A 25,822-nucleotide genomic window follows, 5' to 3' on the forward strand; every position below is an offset into this window, starting at 1 on the left:
TTTACCGCTTACGCCTTTGTCGATATAAGGGGCGCCAACACACCCCGTGTTGTGGAGTGCACCGAATGGCAAACGACAAAGAAGACCTCGAACTCGAGGACGATGTCAGCACAGACGACAGCGATGACGGCGCCGAATCCTCGGCAGAGGTCGCCAAGACCAACCTGACCAAGCGCCGCATCATCGACAACTACCTGGAAGAGCGTCGCCTGCAGCGCCAACTGTCCGACTACGATTTCGATCTGTAAGCCTTCTCCTAAGCGAAGTACCTGCATGAAAAAGCCCCGCACTCTGGCGGGGCTTTTTGTTTCCTGCTCCTACAGGCTCACACCGCTACACCAGCGCGCTGCACCACCCGGTAGCACGGCTCGTACGCCGCGCCGCCCGGCAACTTCATGCGGTGCTGCTCGACGAAGGCCTGCAACAGTGCATCCAGCGGTTCCATGATGGCCGCGTCGCCGTGGATCTCGTACGGGCCGAACTCCTCGATCATGCGGATGCCGCGGTCCTTCACGTTGCCGGCGACGATGCCGGAGAACGCCCGGCGCAGGTTCGCCGCCAGTTCGTGGGGCGGCACGTCGCGGCCCAGATCCAGGCCGGCCATGTTCTCGTGGCTCGGCTCGAACGGGCGCTGGAAGCCCTCGTCGATCTTCAGCAGCCAGTTGAAGTGGTAGGCGTCATTGCGCTCGCGGCGGAACTGCTTGACCCGCTTCAGGCCGGTGCTCATTTCCCGCGCCACTTCCGCCGGATCGTCGATGATGATGCGGTAGCGCTTCTGCGCCGCCTCGCCCAGCGTTGCACCAACGAAGGCATGCAGCTGTTCGATGTAGGCCGCCGCGCTGCGCGGGCCGGTGAGCACCAGGGGGAACGGCATGTCCTGGTTTTCCGGGTGCATGAGGATGCCCAGCAGGTAGAGGAACTCCTCCGCCGTGCCGACGCCGCCCGGGAACACGATGATGCCGTGGCCGACACGGACGAAGGCTTCGAGGCGCTTCTCGATGTCCGGCAGGATCACCAGTTCGTTGACGATCGGGTTCGGCGCCTCGGCAGCGATGATTCCCGGCTCGGTCAGGCCCAGGTAGCGGCCATCGGTGATGCGCTGCTTGGCGTGGCCGATGGTGGCGCCCTTCATCGGGCCCTTCATCACGCCCGGGCCGCAACCGGTGCAGACGTCGAGGCTGCGCAGGCCCAGTTCGTGGCCGACCTTCTTGGTGTACTTGTATTCGTTGGTGCTGATGGAGTGGCCGCCCCAGCACACCACGATCTTCGGCTCCACGCCGGCGTGCAGGGCACGGGCGTTGCGCAGCAGGTGGAAGACGTAATCGGTGATGCCGGCCGAGCTGTCCAGGCCGAAGCGCCGGCTGTTCAGGGCGTTCTGGGTGTAGACGATGTCGCGCAGAGCGCTGAAAAGCATCTCGCGGGTGCTGGCGATCATCTCGCCGTCGACGAAGGCGTCGGCCGGCGCGTTGAACAGTTCCAGGCGCACGCCGCGGTCCTGCTGGTGGATTTCCAGTTCGAAGTCGCGGTAGGCGTCGAGGATGTGCTTGGCGTTGTCGATCTGCGTGCCGGTGTTGAGGATGGCCAGGGCACACTGGCGGAAGAGCTTGTAGGTACTGCCCGAGCCCGCTTCGCTGAGCTGGTGGACTTCACGTTGGGAGAGGGTTTCGAGGCTGCCCTTGGGGCTGACCGAGGCATTGTTTACCGGTCTTGGGGACATGCTGTATTCCTTGACGATGGAAGCCGGGCACCAGAGCGCGCGGCTTTCCGATAAATCGATGCGGCCGTCCATTCGGCCGTCATTGCCGGGGGCGTCGCGGCGGGGATTCTCCGGCCCGCGGCGCGCTCCTTCTGACTGTGACAAGCGAATGGCGGAAACTGCTTCCGCAATCGACGCGTCCGACGTCGATGCCCCTTGAGTATGAACGCTGCGATGACTTTCTGATGACAGCCGGAAAAGAAAAACCCCGCCGGGGAGGGCGGGGTTTCTCGAAGGACGCTTCGACGACAGCCGAAGGATCAGTCCTTGCGCTGCGGGCTCAGCAGCTCGATCTTGTAGCGTATGGCACCCCAAAGTACCCAGGGATATGGACATGAAAAAATCGCCATCTTTCAGATGGTTAACCTTTCGTCCGGCTGTCCATAGAAAATGACGGATGTGGACAGGAAGCCCCCTAGTGTCCGATCTCCCGCAGCTCTTCCCGAATTCGCGCCAGAACTGCGTCGGTGTCAGAGTTTTCTTCAAGGGCGAGATATCCAGCGAGGATGATGCTCACTGGATGGACTCCGAGTGCACCGGCCATGCGATCGACTTTCTCCAGAGTGGCACTCCATTTGCCGTTCTCCAGGTTGCTGATGTACGGCTGGCTGGGACCAAGGCTTTCTTGGGGAATTTCTCGATTGAGCCTGTAGGCTCGAATAGCAGCCCCGAGAGCTTGCTTGAGTTCCGATTGCATTTTTGACGCTCGCAAAAGGAACGATGAAGCCGCTTAGACTCGAATTGCTCTATACTATATATAGTATATATGGAGTTTTTTATGTTCCTCACCCCTCCCAAAGCAGAAATCGAGGACTTCGGTCTATTCGGTGAGACACCTTGTTGGCGCTTTGTAGAGCACAGCATCCATCGTCCCTGGTTCTACGTTGCTACACGGGAACTGGATGAGTCAGACGAGGATGGCTTTACGAGACGGCCAATGCTGATGCTGACCGACGAGGATCTTCTAGAAGCTCTTCTTGCCGAGCAAGGGAGCGAAATACGCGTTGAAATGGTTTTGCTGGTGACACCGCACCACCTGAACCACACGGGGAGATGGCAGATGGAGCCGCTGGAGGCTCTTGACCGCTACGAAACAGCTAGGGGATTCGCCTTCACGTACCAAGTGCAAAGCGGCCAAACATACGTCTGGGGCGATCAGACGGTCACCAACAATCATGATGTGAAGAAGAGAGAAATCTTCAGCAGCGCGATGCTGCCCCACTGAAATCCAAGCCGGCAAATTGCATCTCTAGGGACAGGTCGCAGCAGACTGCCGGCGAAAAAACACGGCCTCACTAACCTTTGACCAGTGAGGCCTATCCTCCAACTTTTAATAAGCATCCGAAGATGCTAGTGCCAGCCTCTATCGGGATTCACCCCATCTGCCCTCAACAAGAATCATATGCTGGGCCCCACAGCGGGAAGCGAGGTCGACCAGCAGCAGATCGATATTGCTGGCCGTTCAGGCTGACTTGGGGATTTCCTGTTAGTTGAGCAACAATGAATGTGGCTTACGCACCGAGGTATTGCCCCAGCCAGTTCAAAGCGATCAACTAACTGGGAGGAGAAGTCGCCAGTACAACCTCTGCTGCTTCTTTGACTCCCAAGCCATGGGATACTGAAGCCACGTACAGAGCTATTAGCAGTCCGGGCATTTCTCCGTATCTCAGAAAGAGATCATGAGCCAAGTCGACATCCCACTCCGCCCCCGTAACCTCCTTGAATCTCACTCCCAGCTGACAAACGAATTCTTTGCCAAGGTTGGGGAAATCTAAAGCGAAGCCGAACTCGTAAAAGGGGGCATCCTTGCGACGGAAAAGGTTCGCCTGTCCCTCTGGCGAAGCGCCGACGAATACAATGTAAACCCTGCTAGACGGAGCCTGCAGCAACGAACGCAATTTAGCTGTGAAATTGTTGAACGCGCTCCGTGCAGCTAGAAGCTCAGCTGCTTCGACAATCAGCAGAGCCCGCCCCTTCCCCGCCGCTCTGAATTGCTCAAGCCATCTCTTGAGGCGGTAGCCCCCCTCCGATGTCATCGAAGCTCGACCATTGCGAGCATTCGAGAATGCCCTCGCCATACTCACTATGCGACTCAATCCTGGTAGTAGCGTCATGTTTTGACGTTGGCTTTGAGTGCGGTGAACAGAATCTTGAAGGGCCATCGCAATAGCCCGTTCAGGATTATTCGGCTCAGTTTGTAGATCCGCCACAGCCACTAGGAAGCCATGTTGACTCGCTAGGGGAATGAAGTCCTGCTGTAGGAAGGTTGTTTTGCCCTTCTGTTCTGGGGCGAAGAGCGTTAGAGCATGCTCAAGCTGATGCTCAAAGATGAACATCATGCGAGCTGCAAGCTCAGACCTTGGGAAGTGAAGCGATTCGATGTTGATCGTCGCTGCGCTCCCCTTGGTAGAAAGACTCATCAGTATCCCATTCCCAAATCTTGAGCCTCAGCCGCAAGTCGGTCCATGACGACTCGGCTGGACAGTTCCCGGGCCTGCCTATAAGCCAGCACATCAGACAGCTTCACTCGCCGATGTCGACCCGCTTTTGTATGAGGAATCGCTCCCTCATCCAGAAGCTTCACCAGGTATGGCCTTGAGACGTTGAGCAAATCGGCACCCTCCTGCGTTGTCAGCTCGGCATGAACAGGAACGACGCTAACCGCATTACCCGCCGCCATCTGGCCAAGCACTTCTAGGAAACTGCGCAATGCCAATAGTGGGAGCGAGACTGGCGCGCGAATCTCATCCGGGCACAGCAGCTGTAACTCCGGCAGCTCTTCAGTGGAGAGCAGCGGCTTTAAGACGCGTAGCGATTCAGCAGCCGCAGCAATCTCTGTTTGCGTGGGTAGCTCCGTGGCAGCAGTTGTAGACCTGGGCATTCGTGCCTCCGCTTTGTGTGACGAGAGCGCCAAGGCGCAACCTTACCGTTATTCGAAATAAACGAAACTTCCAACTTTTAAGCTTAATAACACGCCCTACGCGCTGTTCGTCTGCTTGATTCCTCAGCACATATTGATGGTGGTTGATCAAGCGGAGAGCAGAAGGGCCTGGAGGCCCTCCTTCCACTTCCGAACACAACCACCCTAGGCGCTCACAGAAGCTTGTCCCACGGGACGTTTCCCGCCAGATACCCAGCAGCCACGAGCAAGGCAATGACGCTAAGTACTAGGAAGCGCCACGCAGGCAACCGGTACGCCAACTCCCTCAGTTCCTTGATCATTTTGCTATTCAAAATTGCGCCCCTTAACCCATTCAGTCAGAAGTCGAATTGGGGTCAGGAAATCCCTCGCAGCTTCACAAAATAAACTGACCGCCACCCATCGTCTGACAGATGCTTGCATCTCATCATGAATGCCTCAGCCCAGCATCGCTGCACATACAACGAGGGATCCCTTGGTAGTGAGGGGTTTTGGCAAATCGCCCTCCCCCATAGCCAGTCTCTTAGCTGACTCTGAATCTACCTAGGTGGCGAACGCTCCAATCACTGGCGTCCACGCGTCCGGAGCGGTACTCACCTGTTGAACTGGTGAAGTTGCACTCGTACAAAACGCAGTTTCTGAAATCCGTTCCGTCTAGCTTCGCCTTTCTGAAGACACTCCCGCGAAGATACGAGCGCCGAAAATCTGCGCCCCTAAGGTCGGCGCGAGAGAAGTCGGTTTGGTAGCAATTCGCTCCAGGAAGAACGGCGGGATCAACGGTGACGGAATAGAACTTGGCGCCTCGAAGATCGGCGTCTTCCATGCTATCTACGTCGGACAACCATCCCTGCTCAAACAGGGCGCCTGGGGCACGTATCCCAACGAAGTCAGGTGGTCCATCCAGCTCAAGCTCGATGGCGATGCGAGAGAAGAGCAGTTCGCTGAAGTGGAAGCCTGCGAAGTCAACGCCTCTTCTCAAGCCTGCCTCGTTCAGAGAGACCTTATCCCGGAACGCTTCAAGCAATGCTTCAAGCTGCAGCGTGAATCTCGGCCGATTGAAGCTGCAGGAGTAAGGAATGCTCCAATACCCACGCCTGTAGCAATGGTCGATGTACTTTGCGATCAACTGATCTTCGAGTTGAAGCGACTGGAAGTCGGAGCCGTAAGCGGCAGCAAGAGCATGCTGGCAATGGTTCAGATTCACGGAGGAGAGGGTCTCATCGTGAGCCTCGACTCCAAATCCATGCTTCTTGAGCATTTCGAGCGCCCACGAGGAGGCTTTACGAGCATCCTTGTGAAGGCGCTTAGCATCCGCTTTGAAGGCAGCAAAAGAGGGGGTATCGGGAAAATTACTCATGGCCATTTCTCTCATGGCCTGTTCGGACCCTAGTGCTCGCAGGCCATCCAAAGAAAGGCTACAAGGCTAAACAGAAACGGGCAGGATGCTTCACTGAACTAGGGTGTGTACGCCACCGTCACGGCGCTCCACCAAATATCATTAATTTGCCTTAGAAGGTCAACGGTTATGAGCAGCATCAGGTGATGCTCCCATACAGTTTTCCTCAGCTATACCTCAGAAACGTCCAACAATGCCCAAGGTCTATAACCGTCGGCACGAGCACTTTTCTCAGCCTCAAGGATTGCTTCCGTCCTGCTCAGGGAGCGCGAGCGAAACTCATATCGAAACGCGGGTCCATCTTGCCGACGGACGCTTAAGACAACCATATAGCCTCGCATAGGGTTGCTAGCTTCGATTGTTTTCTTTGTTTTCCTGGGCGTCACCCCCAGGGCCTCACGCATCTGGCGCTCCAGATCTTCGTCTGTTCGCATCTACTACCTCATGGCCGCGGCCAACGTATCAGGAGAAAGCAATGGTCGTTGCTTGGGGAATTGCCGAGGGTGCGTCAGACTATACCCTCGACTGACTTTTACCTCATTGCAGTTCACTCCACGGAGCTTGTTTCAAAGTGAACCTTCAGGACGCTGTCCTTGCACTTCTGCTTGCAGCCAAAATCCATGGCACTGACAGTGCCATCAAGGCCACTGCGAAACGCTGCGCTAAGCAACTACCCCGCAGCAAGCGCGACATCCTCTTTAACATTGCAGCAAGCTCCGAGCCGTTGAAGCTTGTCCTGCATATTGCTCACAGCCTCGATTGAGTTCAGGGAAACTCCCAAACGGGCCGTGGTGATTAGAACGAGCCAATACGCAAAACCCCGCATTCGCGGGGTTTTGACGATTCAGAGACGTCGACTTCGTATTCAGCATCCGGAATAGAGACCAGCCGCTGCCTGGTCATCCTGCTTTTCGCCCTTTACGAGCTGACCGCAGGAGGTGCTACGCGGACCTCATCTGGATTTATAGAGCGGGGAGGCTCACGCACACTCTTACCAATACAGTACGCGAACTCCAATCCGAAGTCCAAAAAGCATTGAGACCAAAGGGCAGGTTCTCGGACTCAATTCACCAAAACAACCACACTGCTGCGCTGGCTCCATTTGAATGTGCGTCCAGCTGTGGCATCATGAAAACAGACCATAACCCCCACGCCTCGGGCGGGAGCTTCCCGCACTGCGCACCAGGGGGTTTGTTTTTTCTGGCCGAAAAGCGCTGCTCATTCTCCGGAGCGGCTCCGCGTGAAGGTCCGCAAGCGGCCAGAAGCAGCCATTGATGCACTGTCGTCAGAGCCCGCACCTCTGCCCGAAGGCGACATCTCCCCAGTTTTTTTCTGCTACCAACCCCCTTCGACAACTGCATCCTTGAGTTTCACCATCCGAATTTCCCCCTTCTCATCGCCTACCGTAAGTGCTGATGGAATGGGCTTCGGGGGCCTTCGATACCAGGCAATGCATGCCTGTATCAAATCGTTCTGAAACTGGCTTTGAGCGATCTGGTTTATCAGGTGTTCAGTCAACTCGATATTTGGATCAAAGAAAAAATCTCCGTCGAATCTCAGCGTATTATGAGAGCCATTCATAGACTTTATAAGGCGCTGGAAAGATTTTGACGGGGGAATTATTTCGAGTTCTGAAGAGATGGCGTGCTCGTTAAAAATCGGGCTCATGAAATCGATTAGATGGTCGCCGCAGGCAACCATTGCATGAAAAGCGTCGCTGGAGCTATGTATTTCGCCGCCATCGATTGTGGCGAAACACAAAACATTAGCCCCCTTTTCATTGACCATAAGACAAACAGCTCCAGCAAGTGGTTGGGCATCTTTTCCGTAGTGATGACGAAGGATTGCTGCTCCTGCGACGCTGAAGAACCAGCATGCACGGTCAGTTGTTGCACCGGCAGAGTCTAAAACGCTGCGGATTACGCGGTGAATGCGCAGGTAGTCGAGGAGAGGAATGAGTTGGTGCTTCTTCTTGCTCATGGTCGTCCTTGGTGGCTGTGCATGAAGTCCCAGAACGGATGGGCCTAAATGATTCACATGTAAAAGCTATAGCTGACCTGTGGCTTCTCCGAGGCATCCACGTATTTCATGATGTCTCCAACCTTGTTGGCGCACTCCAAAGTGATGGGTAGGCGTCCATCAAGCTGGGTGTTGTTCCAGTTCATCTTGGTCAACCCAAGGATCTCCTTGCACAGGTCTTCCAGGGATGAGTCGCTTTCGAACGCTTCCACGCGCAACGGGCTTGGGATGTACATGCCTGGGTATGTCTTGTAGAAGTCGACAATCCCCTTCGTATAGAGCACGCCTTGAGTTTCCGACAGGCTCAGCAGCGTTCCCCGGGTTGGCGGGTAGTTCTTGTCGCTGAACAGCCGGATATCGGTGGACGTGATCGACACCAAGTCTTTTGTCCTGATCCCCTTAGCATTCAGTACCCTGGAAAACCCTGATACTTCGGTAGGCCTGAACCTGCTGGACTTGTGGATCACGACGCGAGCCGGCTTCTGCATCAACGCCTTTTCATACTCAGCCAACGCGCTGTCGAGTAGCTCATACGCCTGAGATTCGTCCATGTAAGGGCGCTTGTCCCGCTTGTCCAGAGACACTGGTGCACCGCGCAAAATGACTCCATGTCCGAACTCGTCGAACACTTGAGCCAGGCTGGTCGAGACGGTTTCGCCATCCCGGCTCTTGTAGAACCCTATTCCGATGTAGCAGGTCTTGGGCTTGAACTTGTCCTCGACCAACCGCCACGGCACAGTGCGGTTGCCCTTGTAGTAGAGGGCGGTGCAGAAATTCCAAGCCTTGGTAGCGAGATCTTGCTGATCGATCGAGGGTTTGACTGACAGGATGGTCTTCTCGCGAACGAGTTGCAGCGGAATGCCCAGGTGCATGCAACGCGCTTTGAGAAGCCGACGGAAGTTGTGTTCCAGGTAGGCTTCCAGCGACTCGGTGTCTTTGTCACCAGTCGCCTTGGTTAGAGAATCGAAGATGTCATTTGGGACGACGCAGACGATCACGTCGATGGAGCGGTTCTCGGACAGAAATCGAATCTGCTCATAGTAGAGCTCAACGCATTTCACGACCCGGTCTTCACGGGCCGTGATCTTCGATATGTTGTTGATTTCTGACTTCTGCAGGGTTCGTGTGTACTGGGGAGAGGACAGAATTTTGGTGTAGAACCCATGGTATTCATCCACGCCACCAAACCCCCGGAACAAATTGGGGAACTTGGTTTCTTCCTTTCCGACGATTCCGCGTTTGCATTTGTCCAGCCATTCGTCCAGGAGATCAACACCTTCACCGCGCCCGACGATACCAATGCGTAATTCACTACGCCTCAGCTCATCGCGCTTGTCATAAACTCCCAGGGTTTCGATGCCAGTCCTAGGGCATATGTGCGCGCCGTTTCCGAACTCCAGCATTGGCTCTTTGAGGATTTTAATCTTCAAGGGCTAACTCCTCATCAAATTCAGCGCCAACCTGTTCGCCTTCCACCAGCTTTTCTTCGCAAGTGATCTCTAATAACTCGCCGAAGAATTCTACTTCATTCGCTGGGCTGTCCAGGGCAGGAGTCGAAGCAGAGTTATTAGGCGAAGCCTTAGTAATCGGGCTGTTGACTGAACGCAAGTAGTAGGCTAGGAATCGAACTATGTTTCGTACGCTTTGGTTAAACTCAAGTCTTTTTTGCTTTGATAGCAAATCCTCATGAAAGCGAGACTTGCGATTTCCATCATAAGTATAAAGCCAACTAGGCACAACGAGTGCGTACCACTGCTGCGCAATGCTGGTAAAGCTCAGTTCGAATGATAAATGAACATGGTGAGCGAGACGCGTGGGGTCTCGCTTGGACATCACCTTTTCGTACACTCGACGGGTTGATTTCTTTTTCCCTACCCAGTCTTCTTTGCGGCTTTCGTCGTCTGGGTTGTGAGGTTTGAAGAAAAAGATCTTCTCTCGGCGGTCATACACAATGTTGTGAGGCTTGACGGTCTCACGCACATGGTTATTCAAAAGTAGCTTGAAAATATTGATATTGTCGTCGATCTCAGATTCGGAGAGGTCGCGGGACTCAAGTGCTTCAATGGTGCCTACATCAACAATATGTCGAATACTGGAGTTGTTGATGTCCTCGAAGGTGAAGATTCGATTTTCGAAAACCACCCAGTCATCCGTGCCAGATCCATTGAGCAGTAGGGCCATCTTCGCAAGGCTTTGCCTAGAGCAGCTATTTTTTCGAAAGTTCAGGTGTTCGCGGGCTTGCTCAAGGATTGAGGCCTCATTCAGCAGCAATTCGGCGACGTATACTGTTTCAGGCGGTGTTATCGTAATAAGGTTGGAAGTCAGTGTGTGAGATTGAAGGTTTCCCTCAGCATTGAAGTCCAGATATGCCTTGATGTCCCCCAAGATGATCTTGAAGTCATTCAACACCCGCTCCTGAGCGGGGATTCGAAGCCCGGACACCTTGGCTAGAATGTCGCCAAGATCAATGATGTGATTCTTCGTTGAAAACTCGAATGCGCCATTTGTGATGGCGTCAATCGCGGACTGGCTGTAGGAAGCCTGCTTGTTGGTCAGCATCAAAACGTACAGTTCATCAAACGTGTTGTAGAACTGCTTGTCGACGAAGTGGGTCAAGGTCTTTTTGACCTTTTCCAGAGAAGTGGTGGCGGTAACCTGAAAGGCGACACGGTCATGGTCATCACCCAGATCGATGCCGGGGAAGTTTTTCTGCCGCCTATTGAGGTTAATCAGGTTGGGTAGGTTGTAGGCTGCTTTCAGGATCGGAATCAGCGCGTCTTCCAGCGACAGGTTGATGTCAAGCCTGCCTTGTTTAGTTGATAGGTCAACCTGGTTAATGATTCTGCTGACGACATCCCTTAGTTCATTCTCAATCTCTAACTGTCTCAATGCTAGACACTTCCCTATTGACCGAATCGATAGTGGCGCTGATACGAGAGCTGAGGCCGCTGGGAGTGGCATTGTACCACCATGGAATGGACGACTGTTCTGGGTGGATTGCCAGCCCCATTCTGCAAGGCTGCTGCGCTTGGCAGGCAATACAATGCTGGTCAGGTGAGCTGGATGCGCTCGCATCGGGTGCGCAAGCGCTGGACACCCCAATCAAGGCTCTCCTTCGATTGTGCACGACCGGTTATTCCTTAGCTGCCTTCAGCAGTGGGGCTCTCGGCGGGCTCGGCCAAACCCAAGAGACCCTTTCTCACGTCGGGCTCACATTTGTGGCAGGCAAAGTATTTGATTCTTTCCATGTCACCTGTGACGAATTCATCGCATCTCTCACACGCGACTGCTCCCCAGCCACGGTCGAAGCACGATACGCAACTCCACATGCCCTCGATGAAAAATACCGAGGGTTGAGGGTGCTGACACTTGTGGCAGGATGCGATGTGGACGTGGCCTTCCTCGCACCAGTCGTCGCCCTCGGGAAATTGTTTGGTGCAGAGGTCTATCAGGATGTCGGTGGTAATTTGATGGCCGCAGGCAGGACAGGCATGCAGACCCTTTTGAAAGAATTTAAACGGAGCATTGCAGCCGGGGCAGGGTAATTCTGCGTTGCACTCTTCCACTGCAGTGTCATCAACCCCGCAAACCATGCAGGTGTAGTCGGTACCCCATGAATGGGTTTCGCCGACAATTGCGGCAGACATGTGGCAATGACCGCAGGTAACGATCTTGTTGCCTTTCTTTTCCTGGATTTCGATCTGGGGTTTGAGGATCTCGAATCGGGCTTTGATGAAGTCGCCCTGACGCATCATGCGTTGGTTGAGCACCTGGAGTTCCACTGAGTAGGGCTGAAATACCGCCTCCCAAGGACCGGTCAATAGTGCATGGAGGTAGTGCCAGGATGCCCACGTTTCCACAATCACGCCGGCTTGTGTCTTACTCGGATTATCCATGCCTGAGTGGGCAAAATGGACGATCTGATTGCGGTGCTCGCCAAGGGCCTTGAAGTTGTCGGAAGCATCCTGGTCGATTTTCTCGCCAAGAATCGATTGGATTCGCTTCAGCGCGTCATCCAGGTAGACCGACAGAAAATCTCCCACGGCAAGGTTTTGTAGGTCACCGGTTTCGGGCTTCGCGAGCATGAGTGTCCAATGCTCTTTCATCAGTCGGGCTTTCAGGAACAGCTCGATCGCCGTGTACAGATCGACAATGGCATTCTTGGGTTTTTGCTGTAGGTGGTCGATGGAGGTATTGACGAAACCTAAAGCGTTTCGCACCAAGGCATCGAAAAGCTCCTCCTTTGTCCGCCGTTCCTGCTTCAGCCACTTGCGTGCCATAGTCCCTCACTGTGCCCGTTCTGCGGTTGTTAGGTCGGATGCATGCTGATGAAGCAGTCCTATTCGCGGGCTCAATCTATCGTATCGGGAATCCATAACGCTCATTAGCAGTACTTGAGATGGCTATTAACCCGCTTCTCATGCCCTCTGGAACCAGAGTTATCGTCAGCAAGCGTGTCCGCAATTTTAACCGATAGATCTCACGCAAGACTCGTAAAAGTCACCACCTCAAAAGTGAATCAGTCTACTTTCGAAGGCACTCGAAATGACCGCTTTTGGCCGATAGCCGCCTTTTACGAATGGCCGCAATGGGTCGGTAGCGGCCTCTCGCTGGAGGCAGCATCCGGCCACTAGCGGACTGTCGTAGCAGCTCATAGCTTCTTCTGCGGCGTAGCTGGTGATGATTTTCCGATGCTGAGCTATGTTGAAAAGGCCTTGGTCGTTGTAGACGCCGCAACCGTGGAAGACCAGCCCAAACAATCGCTTAACTTTCATTTTTGCTTCCGGACAGCAGTCATGAAAGACACCGAACGTGAAATGATCGAGCTCGCAATCCTAGCCTTCCTAGAGCTGACTCCCTCCTTACGCGAACAGATCAGACTGCTAATTCCTGCTTCGATGTCTCGCGAGGAGGCTGGGTCCCTCTTTCGGCATAAAGTCTGGTCAGAGCTGTGCCATGCGGCAAAGCAAGCAGGCATTCAACCAATGAATTAAGCGAGCCAGGTGATAGAGCTGTATCGTCGTGACCTTGCGCAGAACAGACGGCTGCCCCCCGAGGAACTACTCAAACTACTTGGATAGGCGCCCATGCGATCCACTCGCTTAGTGTGGAAGAGCAAGAGCCTCTTTTACTGTGGTCATGAGTGCCGTGAGATCAAATGGTTTGTCGAGAAAGCGGTAGGCCGGGAAGTCTCTACTCCAATAGCCGCCTGACATAATGATAATGGGGATGCTTGGGGATCTCTGCGCTATTTGGCGCGCTAGCTCCAAGCCGTCAATTTCTCCTGGCATTGAGATATCAGTGAGCAAGAGGGCAAGTTGACTTGGATTTGCATTGATCCACGCGAGTCCATCATCAGCACTTCCAAGAACGATGGCGGGGATTCCGTAATCTTCCATCGCCAGCCCCAGGACTCTGGCAAGAGTCGAATCATCATCAAGAATGAGTACGTATGTGACGCATTCTGTGGGTGGACCTCGGAGCGTTTCCATGCCTAATCTCCTGCGTGTGCAGCGGTAGAAGGCACTTCCTCGCCTACGTTCACATTATTCGCGTTACCCGTTTTTTATCCGACGCACGGTGGAGTTGATGGGTAGCTCAGCCAAATCAGGTTTACGCCAGTACTCTGACCTCTCGCTGCGAGCCATCCAGAGCTGTGGGTAATTTCAGGCTGCTTTTGAATGCCAGGTGAATGCCCGTGACTCGCTTGTAGGCTCTCCAAAATAAATACGCAGCACTCAATGTTGCGCCGAAGCTCGTTGAAGCGCTGAGCAGAAAAGGGGGGATCAGATGGGGCGGCTTCTGTAGAGAGCTCATCCGCCAACATCCTCAGAAAGCACGTAGCGATGTTTAGACCAGAGGTGAATCGTCGATCATCCATACCGTCCTCGGCTGACGACCGAACGGGGGAAGGGATTTCCGCCAAAACTCGGGCGCTATGAGGTCACACTCCCCCCTTATCTCTGATTCTGCAATCGATTTGGTTGAACACAGGGCCTAAGGGCGTGTCACCTAGTACCTGTCGATATCAGCTATGGGTCGCTAGCTGACTCAAAGAGGCGCCGGCTCGAAACCCGGCGCCAACCTGGAGAAAAGGTCAAACCTCAGTTTGCTCCGCCATTTCTAGAGCGTCGTCCACCTCAATCCCGAGGTATCGAACGGTGCTCTCCAGTTTCGTATGGCCTAGCAGCAGTTGAACCGCACGCAGGTTCTTCGTTCTGCGATAGATCAGCGATGCTTTGGTTCTACGAAGCGTATGGGTTCCGTAGAGCGTGGGGTCGAGACCGATTGTCGTTACCCAAGCTTTCACTATGCGGGCGTACTGCCTCGTGGATATGTGCGCCGAATGTCGAGCACGACTGGGAAAAAGGAAATCGTCGTTGCGACGGTGGGCGGCACTGATCCAAGCTTCAACTGATGCTCTCGTCTGGGCGGTGATTTCGAACTGGACCGGCCGCTGGGTCTTCTGTTGCATGACGATTGCACGCGTCGATACATGATCACCGTGAGCGATGTCTCTGACGCGCAGCTTCGTTAAATCGCAGGCTCGCAATTTGCTGTCGATGGCGAGGTTGAACAGCGCCAGATCACGTTCCTTGTTTGCGATTTCCAGTCGCACTCTGATAGCCCAAATGTCCCTGAGTCTCAGCGGTGCTTTCTGGCCGACCAGTTTGCCCTTGTTCCAAGGTTCGAAAGCTTTCGTTTTGTGTGTGGCCATGATTCGTCCTCCACATGAGTGAAGGAATAGGGTGCATCGCTCCTAGCTCCAAAAGAGCTTCGGCCAAGCCCTATGGGTGGAATGCCCTTATAACGCGCGTGCTGGATATTTCGTTTCCACCGCCGCTGGCTCTCAGCGACTTCAGACTACTTTCAGATTCGCCGCTGATACTCCCCTCATCGATCGCCCCCTGGGGTAATCAGCATGACCCAGCAAGAATGGAGCGGCCTGTTTCCATTCCAGTTTGGGTCCGTCGTCGAGCGAAAAGCTCACCATTCCCAACCAAACCTCGGTACCCAAGGCCTACCTGGAGTTCGACGACGCGGGGGTGCGAAACCGTCGGCTTACTACGATAGCGTGGTGGACGTCATGGAAAAACTGGTGAAGTTCACCCTGCTGCGTAATAGCCAGGGCTTCCTGGCGGATCGTTATTCGGAACGCATGGAGAGCGCCTAGCAACTTTCCGCCCACCTGAGTCAGCGCCCAATCTGAGGCCGCCATGAGAATCGAAATCAGAGACGCCGGCCCCGAGGACGCTGCGGCTATCCAGGCCATCTGTGCTCCGGTTGTGACCGGCACGGCGACCCCCAGAGGAGCTGCCGCCGAGCGGCGAGGAGATACGGGAGCGCGTCGTCACGCCCCAGCAGACCTACCCTACCTTGTCGCGGAGCGCGATGGGCGTCTGGTTGGCTAAGCTTGCGCCAGCCAGTACAGGGCCCGAGCAACACACCGCTCGGAAGTGGATGTCACTGTCTATAATTGCGGAGAGCGAGCGACGCGCGGAGGTTAGCCGCGACCTCTACAGCAAGCTACTTCACATACTCGCCAAGCAGCGATTCAACGCTGCCTCTGTCGACATCGCGCTGCCCAACGCGGATTGCGTCGGTTTGCATGAGCGGCTGGGCTTCCGGCACATCGGCACCTTCCAGTAAGTCGGTTTCAATCTGGGCCAATGGCACGACGTCGGCTATTGGCGACTGGATCGTGGTGATCCGGGCAACTCGCCCGAGATTCCTCGTCGATACTTCGAGATTGTTGGGGAATGACAGCTCAATCGGCCGGGCTTCATATAAAGCATGTATATCCCGCCCCATGTCGGGCCTGCATGTCCGGCCAATCATCCTAGTCGAACCTCGGTGCGCTGCTGAGGCGGTCTTGGTCAACATCAAGCACGAAGCGCTTGTTCACCGTATCCAGCCTCAAGAGACTCCATGGAATTGCAAACTGTTTTTCTCCCATCTCCAGGAATCCGCCGAACGACAGCCCGGCGCAGGCAACTTACCTACTTTGCGAATACAGCATGATTTTCTTGAGGCCGCCAAGACCTTCGTCCTCGAAGTTGCAGATGTCACTCTCGATGAGCGTATCTGCGCTCAGCAATTGGGGGCCGAGACAGGAATGGTCATCGGCGGCTACGCCGTTATGGCCCTCGTACATACTGAAGGAATCGCCATCTTCAATGTTCATGGAAAATCCCTGAAAAGATGCGATGACTTGGTCGTACAAAGCGCCAGATCAGCATCCGCCGCCGCAAGCTCCAGACTGCGCGCCAGCGGGAGCCCGGTCTGTGCGATAGGGAACTTTGCACCACCGGTAAAGGCCTGAAACTGTATGCTTGAGTAGTCGCGATACGCCCCGTGAGGAGGCCGCCATGCGAGAGACTCCCTCCCCCGCGCAGAACCATTTACTGGCCGCACTCCCCCGAGAGGTTCAGGAGCGCCTCTTCCCCCATCTGGAGCTGCAACGCCTGGAACTGGGCAAGGTGATCTACGAACCCGGTGATGCGATGCGTTACGTGTTCTTCCCCACCGACTCCATCGTTTCGCTTTTGTACGTGATGGAAAGTGGTGCATCGGCCGAGATATCCGTGGTCGGTAACGAGGGGCTGGTCGGTATAGCCGTCTTCATGGGCGGCGAGAGCACCCCCGGCCGCGCTATCGTGCAAAGCGCCGGCAGCGTTTACCGGCTCGCAGGGCAACGAATGAAGGACGAGTTCGGCCGCCACGGCGACATGCTCCAGTTGTTGCTCCGCTATACCCAGGCATTGATCACTCAGATGGCCCAGACGGCTGTCTGCAACCGCCATCACTCCATCGACCAGCAACTCTGCCGCTGGCTGCTGCTGTCCCTCGACCGCCTGCCCGGCAACCAGCTGATCATGACCCAGGAGCTCATCGCCAACATGCTCGGTGTGCGGCGAGAGGGCGTCACCGAAGCGGCCGGCAAACTGCAGAAGCAAGGTGTGATCGAGTACAGCCGGGGGCGGATCACCGTGCTGGACCGCTCGCGCCTGGAGGTATTGAGTTGCGAGTGCTACGCGGTGGTGAAGGCGGAAACCGACCGCTTGCTACCCTACGTTCCCCGTCGTCCAGGCCATACGGCGGGGTGACACGCGTTTACAGGAACAGCTCGAGGCGATGCTCGCCAACCGCCAGCGGCACCCGCACAGGGCTTTCGCCGCAGACCAGTGAACAGCCATTCAGAAGCGCGCGCTGGATGCCGCGGCAGTGCTTCCCGGCCGAGGTTAGGACGATGCTGTAATGGCAACCATCCACCGTTACGCTGGCGTCGAACCCCGGCCAGTCCAGCGGGATACACGGATCGATGACCAGACTTGCACCCTCGCGCCGGAGCCCCAGGATTCCCTCCACCCCCGCTCGGTACATCCAGCCAGCGGAGCCGGTATACCAGCTCCAGCCACCACGCCCGACATGGGGGGCAATGGAATAGACATCGGCGGCGACGACATAGGGTTCGATCCTGTAGCACTCAACCTCTGCCGCCGTGCGCGTGTGGTTGATCGGGTTGAGCAGGGAGAACAGCCCGGCCGCCTTGTCGCCCTGACCGAGACGGGCAAACGCCAGGATGCTCCACATCGCCGCATGACTGTATTGCCCGCCGTTCTCGCGCAGGCCCGGCGGGTAGCCTTTGATGTACCCGGGATCATGTGCTGATTGATCGAAGGGGGGAGTGAACAGCAAGGCCAACCCCTCATCCTGACGGATCAACCAGCGCTCCAGCGACGCCATGGCAGTGGCTGTACGCTCGGGATTCGCACCGCCGCAGAGCACTGCCCAGGACTGGGCAATGGAATCGATCCGGCATTCGTCGCTGGCCGCCGAACCGAGCCAGGTGCCGTCGTCGAAGGTCGCCCGGCGATACCACTGGCCGTCCCAACCATGCTCCTCCAAGGCCAGTTGCAGCGCCGCCGAATGTTTTCGCCAGCGCACGGACCGTACCTCATCCCGCCCCTCGGCCAGGGCAGCGAAGCGCTCCAGGGTATGCAACAGCAACCAGCCGAGCCACACACTTTCGCCCTGGCCGCCGACGCCCACACGGTTCATTCCGTCGTTCCAGTCTCCGCTCCCCATCAGTGGCAGGCCGTGGGCGCCGGTCATCTCCAGGCACCGGTCCAGGCCCCGAGCGCAGTGTTCGAACAGCGAGGCGCTCTCCTCCGCAAGCATCGGCTGGAAAAACGTATCGCTCTCGCCAGGATTCAGCTGTGGCCCTTCGAGGAAAGGCAGCATTTCGTCGAGCACCGCAAGGTCCGCGGATGACTCGATGTAGCTGGCACAGGCATAGGCCAACCAGACCCGGTCATCGGAGATTCGCGTGCGCACTCCCTGCCCCGTCTGTTCCAGCCACCAGTGCTGCACATCGCCCTCGACGAACTGGCGCCCGGCGGCCCGCAGCAGGTGGTGGCGGGTCAGCTCTGGGCAGGCGAACGACAACGCCAGAGCATCCTGCAACTGGTCACGGAAACCATAAGCACCGCTGGCCTGGTAGAACGCCGATCGGGAATGGATGCGGCACGACAGGGTCTGGTAGAGCAGCCAGCCATTGAGCATCAAGTCCATGGCGCGATCGGGCGTGCGGACCTGAACCGCGCCAAGCCGTTGTTCCCAATACCGGGTCACGTCGGCCAACACTGCATCGAGATCAAGACTGCGGTAACGCAGCACGAGTCGACTAACATCCTCGTTCGATCCGGCCTGCCCCAGCAACGCCAGCACTTCCACGGACTCGCCGACGCCCAGCTCGACGATGCATTGCAGGGCAGCGCAAGGATCGAAGCCAGCGCCGCTGGCGCCCGACAACGCCGTGGTGCCGAGCAGCGCCCGAGGAGCCGACAGGCTACCGGCAGGACCGATGAATTCGCTGCGATCGGCGGTCCAGCTGCTCTGCCGCCCGCCCAGGTCTGCGAAAGCCAGCCGCTCGGAATAAGCGATGCTCCATGGGTTACGTGCCAGTAGCGCGCCGCTGTCGACATCCACCCCCGTCAGGATGAAAGGGGCACAGGCTCCGCGCGCGGTACCCAGTACCCATTCCACGTAAGCTGTCACCGATAGCCGGCGCGGCCGGCCGGAGGTATTGCGCAGTGTCAGCCGCGATATCTTCAGCGGGTCTTCCAGCGGCACGTACTGCAGCAGCTGCGCCTCGATACCGTGAGCCGTGTGGCTGAACCGGCTGTAGCCGAAACCATGGGCGGCGCGGTACAAGCCTGCGTCGCGGATCGGCTGGGCGGTAACGCCCCAGACTGCCAGACTGTCTTCGTCGCGCAGGTAGAAAGCCTCACCTGCAGGATCGATGACCGGGTCGTTGGACCAGGGGCTAAGCTGATTGTCCCGACTGTTGCCGGCCCAGGTGTAGCCGCTGCCTTCCGCCGAGACCTGGAAGCCGAACGCTGGATTGGCGATCACATTGATCCACGGCGCCGGGGTCATGTGGCCATTGTTCAGAGCGATGTGGTACTCACGCCCGCCCAGCGCGAAGCCGCCCAGCCCGTTGAAAATCTCCAGCGGCTCATCACTGCTCGCTCCCTCGGTCGCGGGCACCAGCGGCAAGGCCACCGGTGAGTGCAGGGCGGCAGACGGCCGCGGCTGGACCGGCGGCAGGCGCTCCAGGTGGGCAGCGATGGAGCCGCGGCGCGCCAGCAGGTTGACCCGCGCCACGGCGTTCAGCAGTGCCCTTGCCTCCACGGTCATCAGGTCGGCACGCAAAGTGTACACGGCACCCCGCAAGGCCTCGCCTTCCTTGCGTTGACGCGAGGGGCTGCTGCGTACGGCCGTTTCGATAGCTGTCTGCAGATCCTGGACATAGGACGAGGCTCGTTCGTTGACGATCACCAGGTCGACGTCCAGGCCCTTCATCCGCCAGTACTCGCGGGCACGCAGGAGTTGCCGCAGCAGCGACAGATCGTCGACTTCGTCGATGCGCAACAGGACGATCGGCAAATCTCCGGAAATCGCCAGCGGCCAGAGCCCGGACTGGCGCCCCGCCCCGCGCCGGAGGGCTTCCTGCGGTGCCCGCCAGCGATAATCCGCATAGAGAATCGGCGCCGCCAGGCGCTGGAAATCGGCGGCCTCCTCGGCATCGATACCCAGGTCGTGCAACTCCACCTGGGCCTGGGTCCAGGCCAGGGTCTTGGCGCGTTCGAAGGCGTTGCGTTCATGGTGTTTGTCGATCAGGTCAAGCAAGGCGTCCCGGGTACTGGCTACCAGTGTCCAGAATGCGACCCGTGCAACCTTGCCCGGCGCCACCCGCAGGCGCTGGCGAAGGGAGAAGATCGGATCGAGCACGCTGCCCTGGGAGTTGCCCAGGGCACGGTGGCCCAGAACTGCCTGCGCCTCCCGCAGGGTTCGACCACGGCCGAGGAAGCGGGCGCGGTCGGACTCATACTCCATCTCGCCGATCACCTCGCCCTCGACCACTGCGAAATGGGCCGCCCAGATCGACGGATCGTCCGGCGAGCGCAGGCGTCGGGTGGCGACCAGGGCGCCGAACTCGGCAAGGTATTCTGTCTGTACGAACATCCGCGAGAACACCGGATGCGCGCCATCGGCTGCCGGCATTGCCAGCACCACTTCGGCATAGGAAGTCAGTTCGATTTCACGTGCACGGCGACCATGATTGGTCAGCGACACCCGCCGCACCTCGCCATCGTCCTCCCCGGACACCAGTACTTCCAGGCTGGTCAGCAGCGCGGCGTCGCGCTGGATGAACTCGGCGTGGTCCTCGTCGAACAGTACCTCGCCATTCTCCACCGGTTGTCCGCCAGGCTGCGCCGTGGCCGACCACAGTGCGCCGCTCTGCAGGTCGCGCAGGAAGATGAAACTGCCCCAGTCGTCGCAGGTAGCATCCTCGCGCCAGCGCGTCACTGCGATATCTCCCCAGCGGCTGTAGCCGCCACCGCTGGCAGTCAGCATCAATGCGTAGCGGCCGTTGGACAGCAGATGAGTGATCGGCGGCCCATCGAGCACTGCATCGACTCGGCGCAGCGTGGACGCATCGTCAATGGTTTCGCTGGGCGCTACCGCAACTTCCTCGGCGCGGGGATGCCCCAGCGCCACGTCGCGCGGGACGCGCTCCTGCAACAGCAGTTCGCTGGCCTGGATCATCGGCTCGCGATGCAGGCGGCAGCGCATGCGCCCGTGCAGCAGAGTATTGGCGATGGCAACGATGCTCATGCCCTGGTGGTGGGCCATGAAACTGCGGACGATGGCGACGCTTTCCCCGTCCTGCAGGCGTGAGCGGGTGAAGTCCAGAGCCTCGTAGAAGCCATAGCGGCCGAGCGCACCGACAGCCGTCAAGTGATCGAAATTGCGCAGCGCCCCTTGCGCATCGACCATGGCCGCCAGCGCCGTGGCATAGGGCGCTATGACAACGTTTTCGGTCAACCCGCGCTTGAGACCAAGTCCCGGCACGCCGAAGTTCGAATACTGGTAGGTGAATTCCAGATCGCGGGCGTTGTAGGCCGATTCGGAGATGCCCCAGGGGATTCCCAGCGCGGCGCCGTAGGCCTGCTGCCGCGCCACGACAAGGCGGTTGGTCTGTTCCAGCAGGCTGCCGGCCGGCGCCCGCATGACCAACGAGGGCATCAGGTACTCGAACATCGAACCGGACCAGGAGATCAGCGCCGAGCCACCGGGCACCGGCGTGGCCGTGCGGCCCAGGCGGAACCAGTGGCGGGTCGGCAGGTCGCCCTTGGCGATGGCGAACAGGCTGGCCAGGCGTGCCTCGGAGGCCAGCAGGTCGTAGCAACTCGGGTCCAGGCGGTTGTTGTCCACGCAATAGCCGATGGACAGCAGCTGGCGCTCCTGGTTGAGTAGGAAACCGAAATCCATTTCCAGTGCCAGCCGCCGTGAGGTATCGGCCAGGGCCTGAAGGCGACGGTCCACTGTCTTTTCATGGCCATGCCGTCGGTCTCGGCTGTGCTCGGCAAAGGCCCTGCACAGTGCGTCGAACCAGAACGACAGGTCGTCGCCCTCCTCGCCAGCCCGCGCGAGGCCCGCGACGCAACGCACGGCCTTTTCCGCGCGGTGCCCGAGGGCGGGCAGCAAGGCGTCGAGCGATTGTGGGCCGGTGAGGGCCCGGTGAATCACCCGCACGTCCTCCTTCACCTGCAGCAACGCGACATCTTCTACCAGCGGAAGCCTTGCGACGGCTTGCCGTGCCAGATGCAGGGTGTCGAGCAGGCCCTGGCGCGCTTCCACCACCAGCGGGCTGGCGCGCCACTCCTCGCACGCGTTGGCCAGCACGATCAGGTGCCCAGCCAGGTTGCCGCTGTCCACCGAGGACAGGTACCTCGGTTCGAGGGCACGCAGGTCGTGGGTTCCGTACCAGTTGAAGAAATGGCCGTGGCTGCGCGGCAGCTTCTCCAGCACCGCCAGGGTGCCTTCGAGGCGCTCCAGCGTCTGCAGGCCGCCGGCCCAACCGAAATCGCGGGCGGCCACCGCGGACAGCAGGTAAAGGCCAATATTGGTAGGTGAAGTGCGGTGAGCCAGCACAGGCCTGGGCTGCTCCTGGAAGTTGTCCGGCGGCAGCAGATTGTCCGCCGGTGTGACGAAGGTCTCGAAGAAGCGCCAGGTCCGCCGTGCGCCCAGGCGCAGTGCAGTTGCGTCATCCTCTTCCAGGCCTGAACGGCGCGCCGGCTGCGTGGGCCTGCTGCTGTAGAACGCGAGCAGAGGCGCGCCTAACCAGAGCAGGGTCAATGGCAGGATCAGCAACCAGTTCGCCGGATGCAATACCAACCCGGTGATGCCGGCCGATGCGGCGAGGGCCGTCCCGCCGGCCATCTGCCGATAGCTGCCGAGCCAGCCGGGGCGCGGCTTGCGTGAGGACTGTGCGGCGGTGGTCCACTGCAGCAGGTTGCGCTGGCTGACGTACATCCGCCAAAGCGTGCGCAAGATGGCATCGACCATGCTCCAGGCATCGTTTGCCAGAAAGGCCAGCGACAGCAGGATCTGCAGCAACGCACGACGGAAGTCGGCACCGAGCATGGCGAAGTGGCTGCGTATTCGAACACCCGAGCGCGCTGGCAGCAATGCGCAGTAGATCGGCAGTAACGGGGGGATCGCCTGGGTCAGAATGACCAACATCGCGGCCAGCAGCGCCTGGGGCAATGGCAACCACCAGCAGAGCAGAAGGCCGGACAGGGCGAAGGGCGCGACCAGCGATCGTCGCAGATTGTCGAGCATCTTGCAGCGGCCGATCAACGGCATCGCCTGCGGCCCGCGCCAGTGGCCGAGCATCCACGGCAATAGCTGCCAGTCGCCGCGGGTCCAGCGATGCATGCGCCTGCTCGCCACATCGAAGCGCGACGGCGACTCTTCAACGACCTCGACATCCGACACCAGCCCTGCGCGGGCGAAGATGCCTTCGAACAGATCATGGCTGAGCAGTCGATTGTCCGCGACCCGACCGGCCATCGCGCGCTCGAAGGCATCGACGTCATAGATCCCCTTGCCGGTGAAGGAGCCTTCGCCGAACAGATCCTGATAAACGTCCGACACCGCCGCCGCGTAGGGGTCCATCCCTGCCGGGCCGGAAAAGACGCGCTGGTACAACGACCCCTCCCCGCCCATCGGCAGCGATGGCGTCACCCGCGGCTGGAGTACCGCGTGGCCGTTGATCACTCGCTGCTGCAAGGCATCGAAGCGCGGCTGGTTAAGCGGGTGGCCCATCTTGCCGATAAGGCGCAGAGCCGCCTCGCGGGGCAGGCGGGTATCGGCGTCGAGGGTGATGACCAAGCGTACCTCGCTCGGCACTCGCGGCGGCTCTCCGGCAATCGCCACGAAGCTGGTATCGGTGGCGCCGCGCAATAGCCGATTCAGTTCATGCAATTTTCCGCGCTTGCGCTCCCAGCCCATCCAACAGCCCTCGGCAGAGTTGAAGCAGCGCCTGCGAAACAGCACGAAGAAGCGCTGGCCGCCGGGCCCTGGGCCGTAATGCTGATTCAGGCGTTCGATGGCCGCAGCCGCAGCATCGAGCAGCGGTGCATCACTGGGCAGGACCTCCTGTGGCGCGTCGACGCCATCGAGAATCAGCACGAAAGTCAGGTCACCGCCGATACCCGCCAGATGGTGGACCTCCAGCCGCTCGATCTGCTCCAGCAGATCGGCCTCGGTGGTCAGCAAGGTCGGCACCGCCACCACGGTGCGCAACGCCCGTGGCACGCCGGCCAGGAGTTCCAGCGCAGGCAGCGTGATCGCGCCAAAGCTCCAGGTCACCAAGCGGTTGATGAGTGCCGTGGCCACTTCGGTCACCGGAACGAAAAGGCAGGCCAGGAAGGCCAGCATCCAACCCCAGGAGAACGCAGGCTGATTCAGCAGATGCGATACGAATCCCAGCAGCACCAGGCTGAGCAGGCCGATGGCACCGATGTAGCCGCCCATGCCCAGGCGCACGCTGAAGCGATTCAGGCGCAGGTGCAGCGTCGGGCTGAAGCAGATGGCGCGCTCCAGCGTCGGGCGACCTTCAGCAATCAGATGAAATCCGGGATCGAATTCACGGCGGGAGTCTTCGCCGTCCGGATGTTCGGCAACGGCCTGACGGCAAGCCTCCAGGGCGTGATCGACCACCTGGAGCTCGTCCAGACACGAGCCGCGCGCCAACTGTTCGATGGCGCTGCGATAGAGGTTACGAGTGGGAAAGTCCATGGCAGCGAAGTTGCTGCCGTCGCGCAGCCGCGCGTCGACCAGACTGACATTCTCGAACAGCTGTGCCCAGTCGATATCGGAGATCAGGCACATGCTAGTGATCACATTGCGCACAGTGACATTGGAGGCGCCCAGGCGCTGCTGCGCATGCTGGACCGCCGCCTCGACGCTGACACCCTGTTCGTGCAGGCGGTCTTCGAGCCAACCCAGTGTCGGTGTCGTGCGCGGGTCCTGGTCGCGCATGCGTTTGGCCAGTTGGGCCGAGAACACCTCGGAAAGCGGACCGGTCGAGCGCGCGGCGATATCCGCCTCCAGTGCCGAACGAGCGTGCCCTGGCGAGAGCAGACGCTCGGCCAGGGCATCGGCATCGGCACGGGCTATGCGCCCGGCACTGATCTGCTCGGCCAAGCGCCGCAGGTTCTCGATCAGGACGATGCGCAGGGTAATCGCTACCGCCCACAGCTCGCCAATAGTCAGCGGCTGGACCCGCTGGTAGGCATGGATGTAGCGCTGCAGCAGTTCAACATCGAGGTGGCTGTCGGTGTGCGCCACGAAGGCCCAGGCCAGCCCGAAGACGCGCGGGTAGCCGGCGAACGGCCCATCGGCCAGCTTGGGCAACTGCCGGTAGTAGCCAGGCGGCAGGTCGTCGTGGACCTCGCGGATTTGCTCTTCGACAATGTGGTAATTGTCCAGCAGCCACTCGGCAGCCGGTACCACACCATTGCCCCTTTCCAACTCGACAGCGCTAGCCCGGTAGGCAGCCAGCAGGACACGGGAGTTGTCATCCAGGCGCACATGCAACGGCAGTACACGCTTTGGCGTATCCGTCACTTGTTGTGCCAGGGCCAGGCTCTGCGCGTGCTGTTCGAGCCGTTCGATGCCGAAGAGTTCTTCTCGAACCGGTGCCAGACTGTCCCAGGGAGGCTTTGATCGGTCGAGGCGCAAGGCCCGGAAATGGAGCGACATCATGGCATTGCTCCGGAAGTGCAGCGGAAACCTGGCCGGCCGACACGAGCGTCAGGGTGGCACGTACAGAGCAAGCCGCGTCTGTCGGTACCCGGCGAGTCCTGAAGAG

Annotated in this window: 19 protein-coding genes and 1 pseudogene; 7 read left to right on the forward strand and 13 right to left on the reverse strand. The window is 58.6% G+C overall.

Going from position 1 to position 25,822, the window contains the following annotated elements; all coding sequences use genetic code 11:
* Positions 1-65: 65 nt before the first annotated feature.
* On the forward strand, positions 66-248 hold the full coding sequence (locus IB256_RS23350) for a PA3496 family putative envelope integrity protein (protein WP_138212521.1): 183 nt from the start codon (positions 66-68) through the stop codon (positions 246-248).
* Positions 249-325: 77 nt separating this feature from the next.
* Here IB256_RS23350 and ppnN read toward each other — a convergent pair whose 3' ends face one another.
* Together ppnN and IB256_RS23360 are read right to left on the reverse strand one after the other, a co-directional pair.
* On the reverse strand, positions 326-1,717 hold the full coding sequence (ppnN, locus tag IB256_RS23355) for a nucleotide 5'-monophosphate nucleosidase PpnN (RefSeq protein WP_192289619.1): 1,392 nt from the start codon (positions 1,715-1,717) through the stop codon (positions 326-328).
* Between the two features lie 454 nt (positions 1,718-2,171).
* Positions 2,172-2,453 (reverse strand): helix-turn-helix domain-containing protein, encoded by a 282-nt coding sequence (locus IB256_RS23360; protein WP_192404232.1) that lies wholly within the window; start codon positions 2,451-2,453, stop codon positions 2,172-2,174.
* A gap of 81 nt (positions 2,454-2,534) precedes the next feature.
* On the opposite strand from IB256_RS23360, the gene IB256_RS23365 reads away from it, so the two are divergent.
* Positions 2,535-2,981 carry a hypothetical protein gene (locus IB256_RS23365; RefSeq protein ID WP_192404233.1) on the forward strand — a complete coding sequence of 149 codons (447 nt, stop codon included), beginning with the start codon at positions 2,535-2,537 and terminating at the stop codon, positions 2,979-2,981.
* Positions 2,982-3,309: 328 nt separating this feature from the next.
* On the opposite strand, the gene IB256_RS23370 is transcribed toward IB256_RS23365, so the two are convergent.
* The 3 genes from IB256_RS23370 to IB256_RS31050 all read right to left on the reverse strand — a co-directional run bounded on the left by IB256_RS23370 (position 3,310) and on the right by IB256_RS31050 (position 5,499).
* Positions 3,310-4,176, reverse strand: a complete 867-nt coding sequence (locus IB256_RS23370; RefSeq protein WP_192404235.1) for a hypothetical protein — start codon at positions 4,174-4,176, stop codon at positions 3,310-3,312.
* Positions 4,176-4,637, reverse strand: coding sequence for a helix-turn-helix domain-containing protein (locus IB256_RS23375; RefSeq protein ID WP_192404237.1), 462 nt, complete (start codon positions 4,635-4,637; stop codon positions 4,176-4,178). Before IB256_RS23375 ends, IB256_RS23370 begins: the two co-directional genes overlap by 1 nt.
* Positions 4,638-5,199: 562 nt before the next feature.
* On the reverse strand, positions 5,200-5,499 hold the full coding sequence (locus tag IB256_RS31050; RefSeq protein WP_225601926.1) for a pentapeptide repeat-containing protein: 300 nt from the start codon (positions 5,497-5,499) through the stop codon (positions 5,200-5,202).
* Here IB256_RS31050 and IB256_RS30700 point away from each other — a divergent pair.
* Both IB256_RS30700 and IB256_RS30880 read left to right on the forward strand, forming a co-directional pair.
* Positions 5,416-6,066 (forward strand): hypothetical protein, encoded by a 651-nt coding sequence (locus IB256_RS30700; protein ID WP_225601929.1) that lies wholly within the window; start codon positions 5,416-5,418, stop codon positions 6,064-6,066. The two genes, IB256_RS31050 and IB256_RS30700, sit on opposite strands and share 84 nt — an antisense overlap.
* 577 nt (positions 6,067-6,643) lie before the next feature.
* The gene (locus IB256_RS30880) at positions 6,644-6,835 is read left to right on the forward strand and encodes a hypothetical protein (RefSeq protein ID WP_318653572.1); all 192 of its coding nucleotides are present in this window, start codon (positions 6,644-6,646) and stop codon (positions 6,833-6,835) included.
* Between the two features lie 572 nt (positions 6,836-7,407).
* Here IB256_RS30880 and IB256_RS23385 read toward each other — a convergent pair.
* From IB256_RS23385 to IB256_RS23410, 6 genes are all read right to left on the reverse strand, one after another.
* Positions 7,408-8,052, reverse strand: a complete 645-nt coding sequence (locus IB256_RS23385) for a DUF2026 family protein (RefSeq protein WP_192404241.1) — start codon at positions 8,050-8,052, stop codon at positions 7,408-7,410.
* A 53-nt stretch (positions 8,053-8,105) separates the two neighbouring features.
* The gene (locus tag IB256_RS23390; RefSeq protein WP_016263567.1) at positions 8,106-9,521 is read right to left on the reverse strand and encodes an argonaute/piwi family protein; all 1,416 of its coding nucleotides are present in this window, start codon (positions 9,519-9,521) and stop codon (positions 8,106-8,108) included.
* Positions 9,511-10,980, reverse strand: coding sequence for an SMEK domain-containing protein (locus IB256_RS23395; RefSeq protein WP_192404243.1), 1,470 nt, complete (start codon positions 10,978-10,980; stop codon positions 9,511-9,513). Before IB256_RS23395 ends, IB256_RS23390 begins: the two co-directional genes overlap by 11 nt.
* 251 nt (positions 10,981-11,231) lie before the next feature.
* Complete coding sequence (locus IB256_RS23400) at positions 11,232-12,371, reverse strand: hypothetical protein (RefSeq protein WP_192404245.1); 1,140 nt, start codon at positions 12,369-12,371, stop codon at positions 11,232-11,234.
* 822 nt (positions 12,372-13,193) lie between these two features.
* Positions 13,194-13,583: a response regulator gene (locus tag IB256_RS23405; RefSeq protein WP_192290372.1), complete on the reverse strand. Its 390-nt coding sequence runs from the start codon at positions 13,581-13,583 to the stop codon at positions 13,194-13,196.
* 605 nt (positions 13,584-14,188) lie between these two features.
* Positions 14,189-14,809, reverse strand: coding sequence for a tyrosine-type recombinase/integrase (locus IB256_RS23410; RefSeq protein WP_192290373.1), 621 nt, complete (start codon positions 14,807-14,809; stop codon positions 14,189-14,191).
* A gap of 271 nt (positions 14,810-15,080) precedes the next feature.
* On the opposite strand from IB256_RS23410, the pseudogene IB256_RS23415 reads away from it, so the two are divergent.
* A pseudogene (locus IB256_RS23415) lies at positions 15,081-15,265 on the forward strand (arsenical resistance protein ArsH); the annotation flags it as partial.
* Between the two features lie 353 nt (positions 15,266-15,618).
* On the opposite strand, the gene IB256_RS23420 reads toward IB256_RS23415, so the two are convergent.
* A complete protein-coding gene (locus tag IB256_RS23420) occupies positions 15,619-15,903 on the reverse strand; it encodes a hypothetical protein (protein WP_192290374.1) in 285 nt (94 codons plus the stop codon).
* Positions 15,904-15,964: 61 nt separating this feature from the next.
* On the opposite strand from IB256_RS23420, the gene IB256_RS31055 reads away from it, so the two are divergent.
* Both IB256_RS31055 and IB256_RS23430 read left to right on the forward strand, forming a co-directional pair.
* On the forward strand, positions 15,965-16,414 hold the full coding sequence (locus tag IB256_RS31055; protein ID WP_412547972.1) for a hypothetical protein: 450 nt from the start codon (positions 15,965-15,967) through the stop codon (positions 16,412-16,414).
* 46 nt (positions 16,415-16,460) lie between these two features.
* Complete coding sequence (locus IB256_RS23430) at positions 16,461-17,198, forward strand: Crp/Fnr family transcriptional regulator (RefSeq protein ID WP_192319026.1); 738 nt, start codon at positions 16,461-16,463, stop codon at positions 17,196-17,198.
* A 7-nt stretch (positions 17,199-17,205) separates the two neighbouring features.
* On the opposite strand, the gene IB256_RS23435 is transcribed toward IB256_RS23430, so the two are convergent.
* Positions 17,206-25,716 carry a GH36-type glycosyl hydrolase domain-containing protein gene (locus IB256_RS23435; protein ID WP_192404247.1) on the reverse strand — a complete coding sequence of 2,837 codons (8,511 nt, stop codon included), beginning with the start codon at positions 25,714-25,716 and terminating at the stop codon, positions 17,206-17,208.
* Positions 25,717-25,822: the final 106 nt, after the last annotated feature.

Source organism: Pseudomonas sp. PDM17 (assembly GCF_014851985.1).
Classification (GTDB): Bacteria; Pseudomonadota; Gammaproteobacteria; order Pseudomonadales; family Pseudomonadaceae; genus Pseudomonas.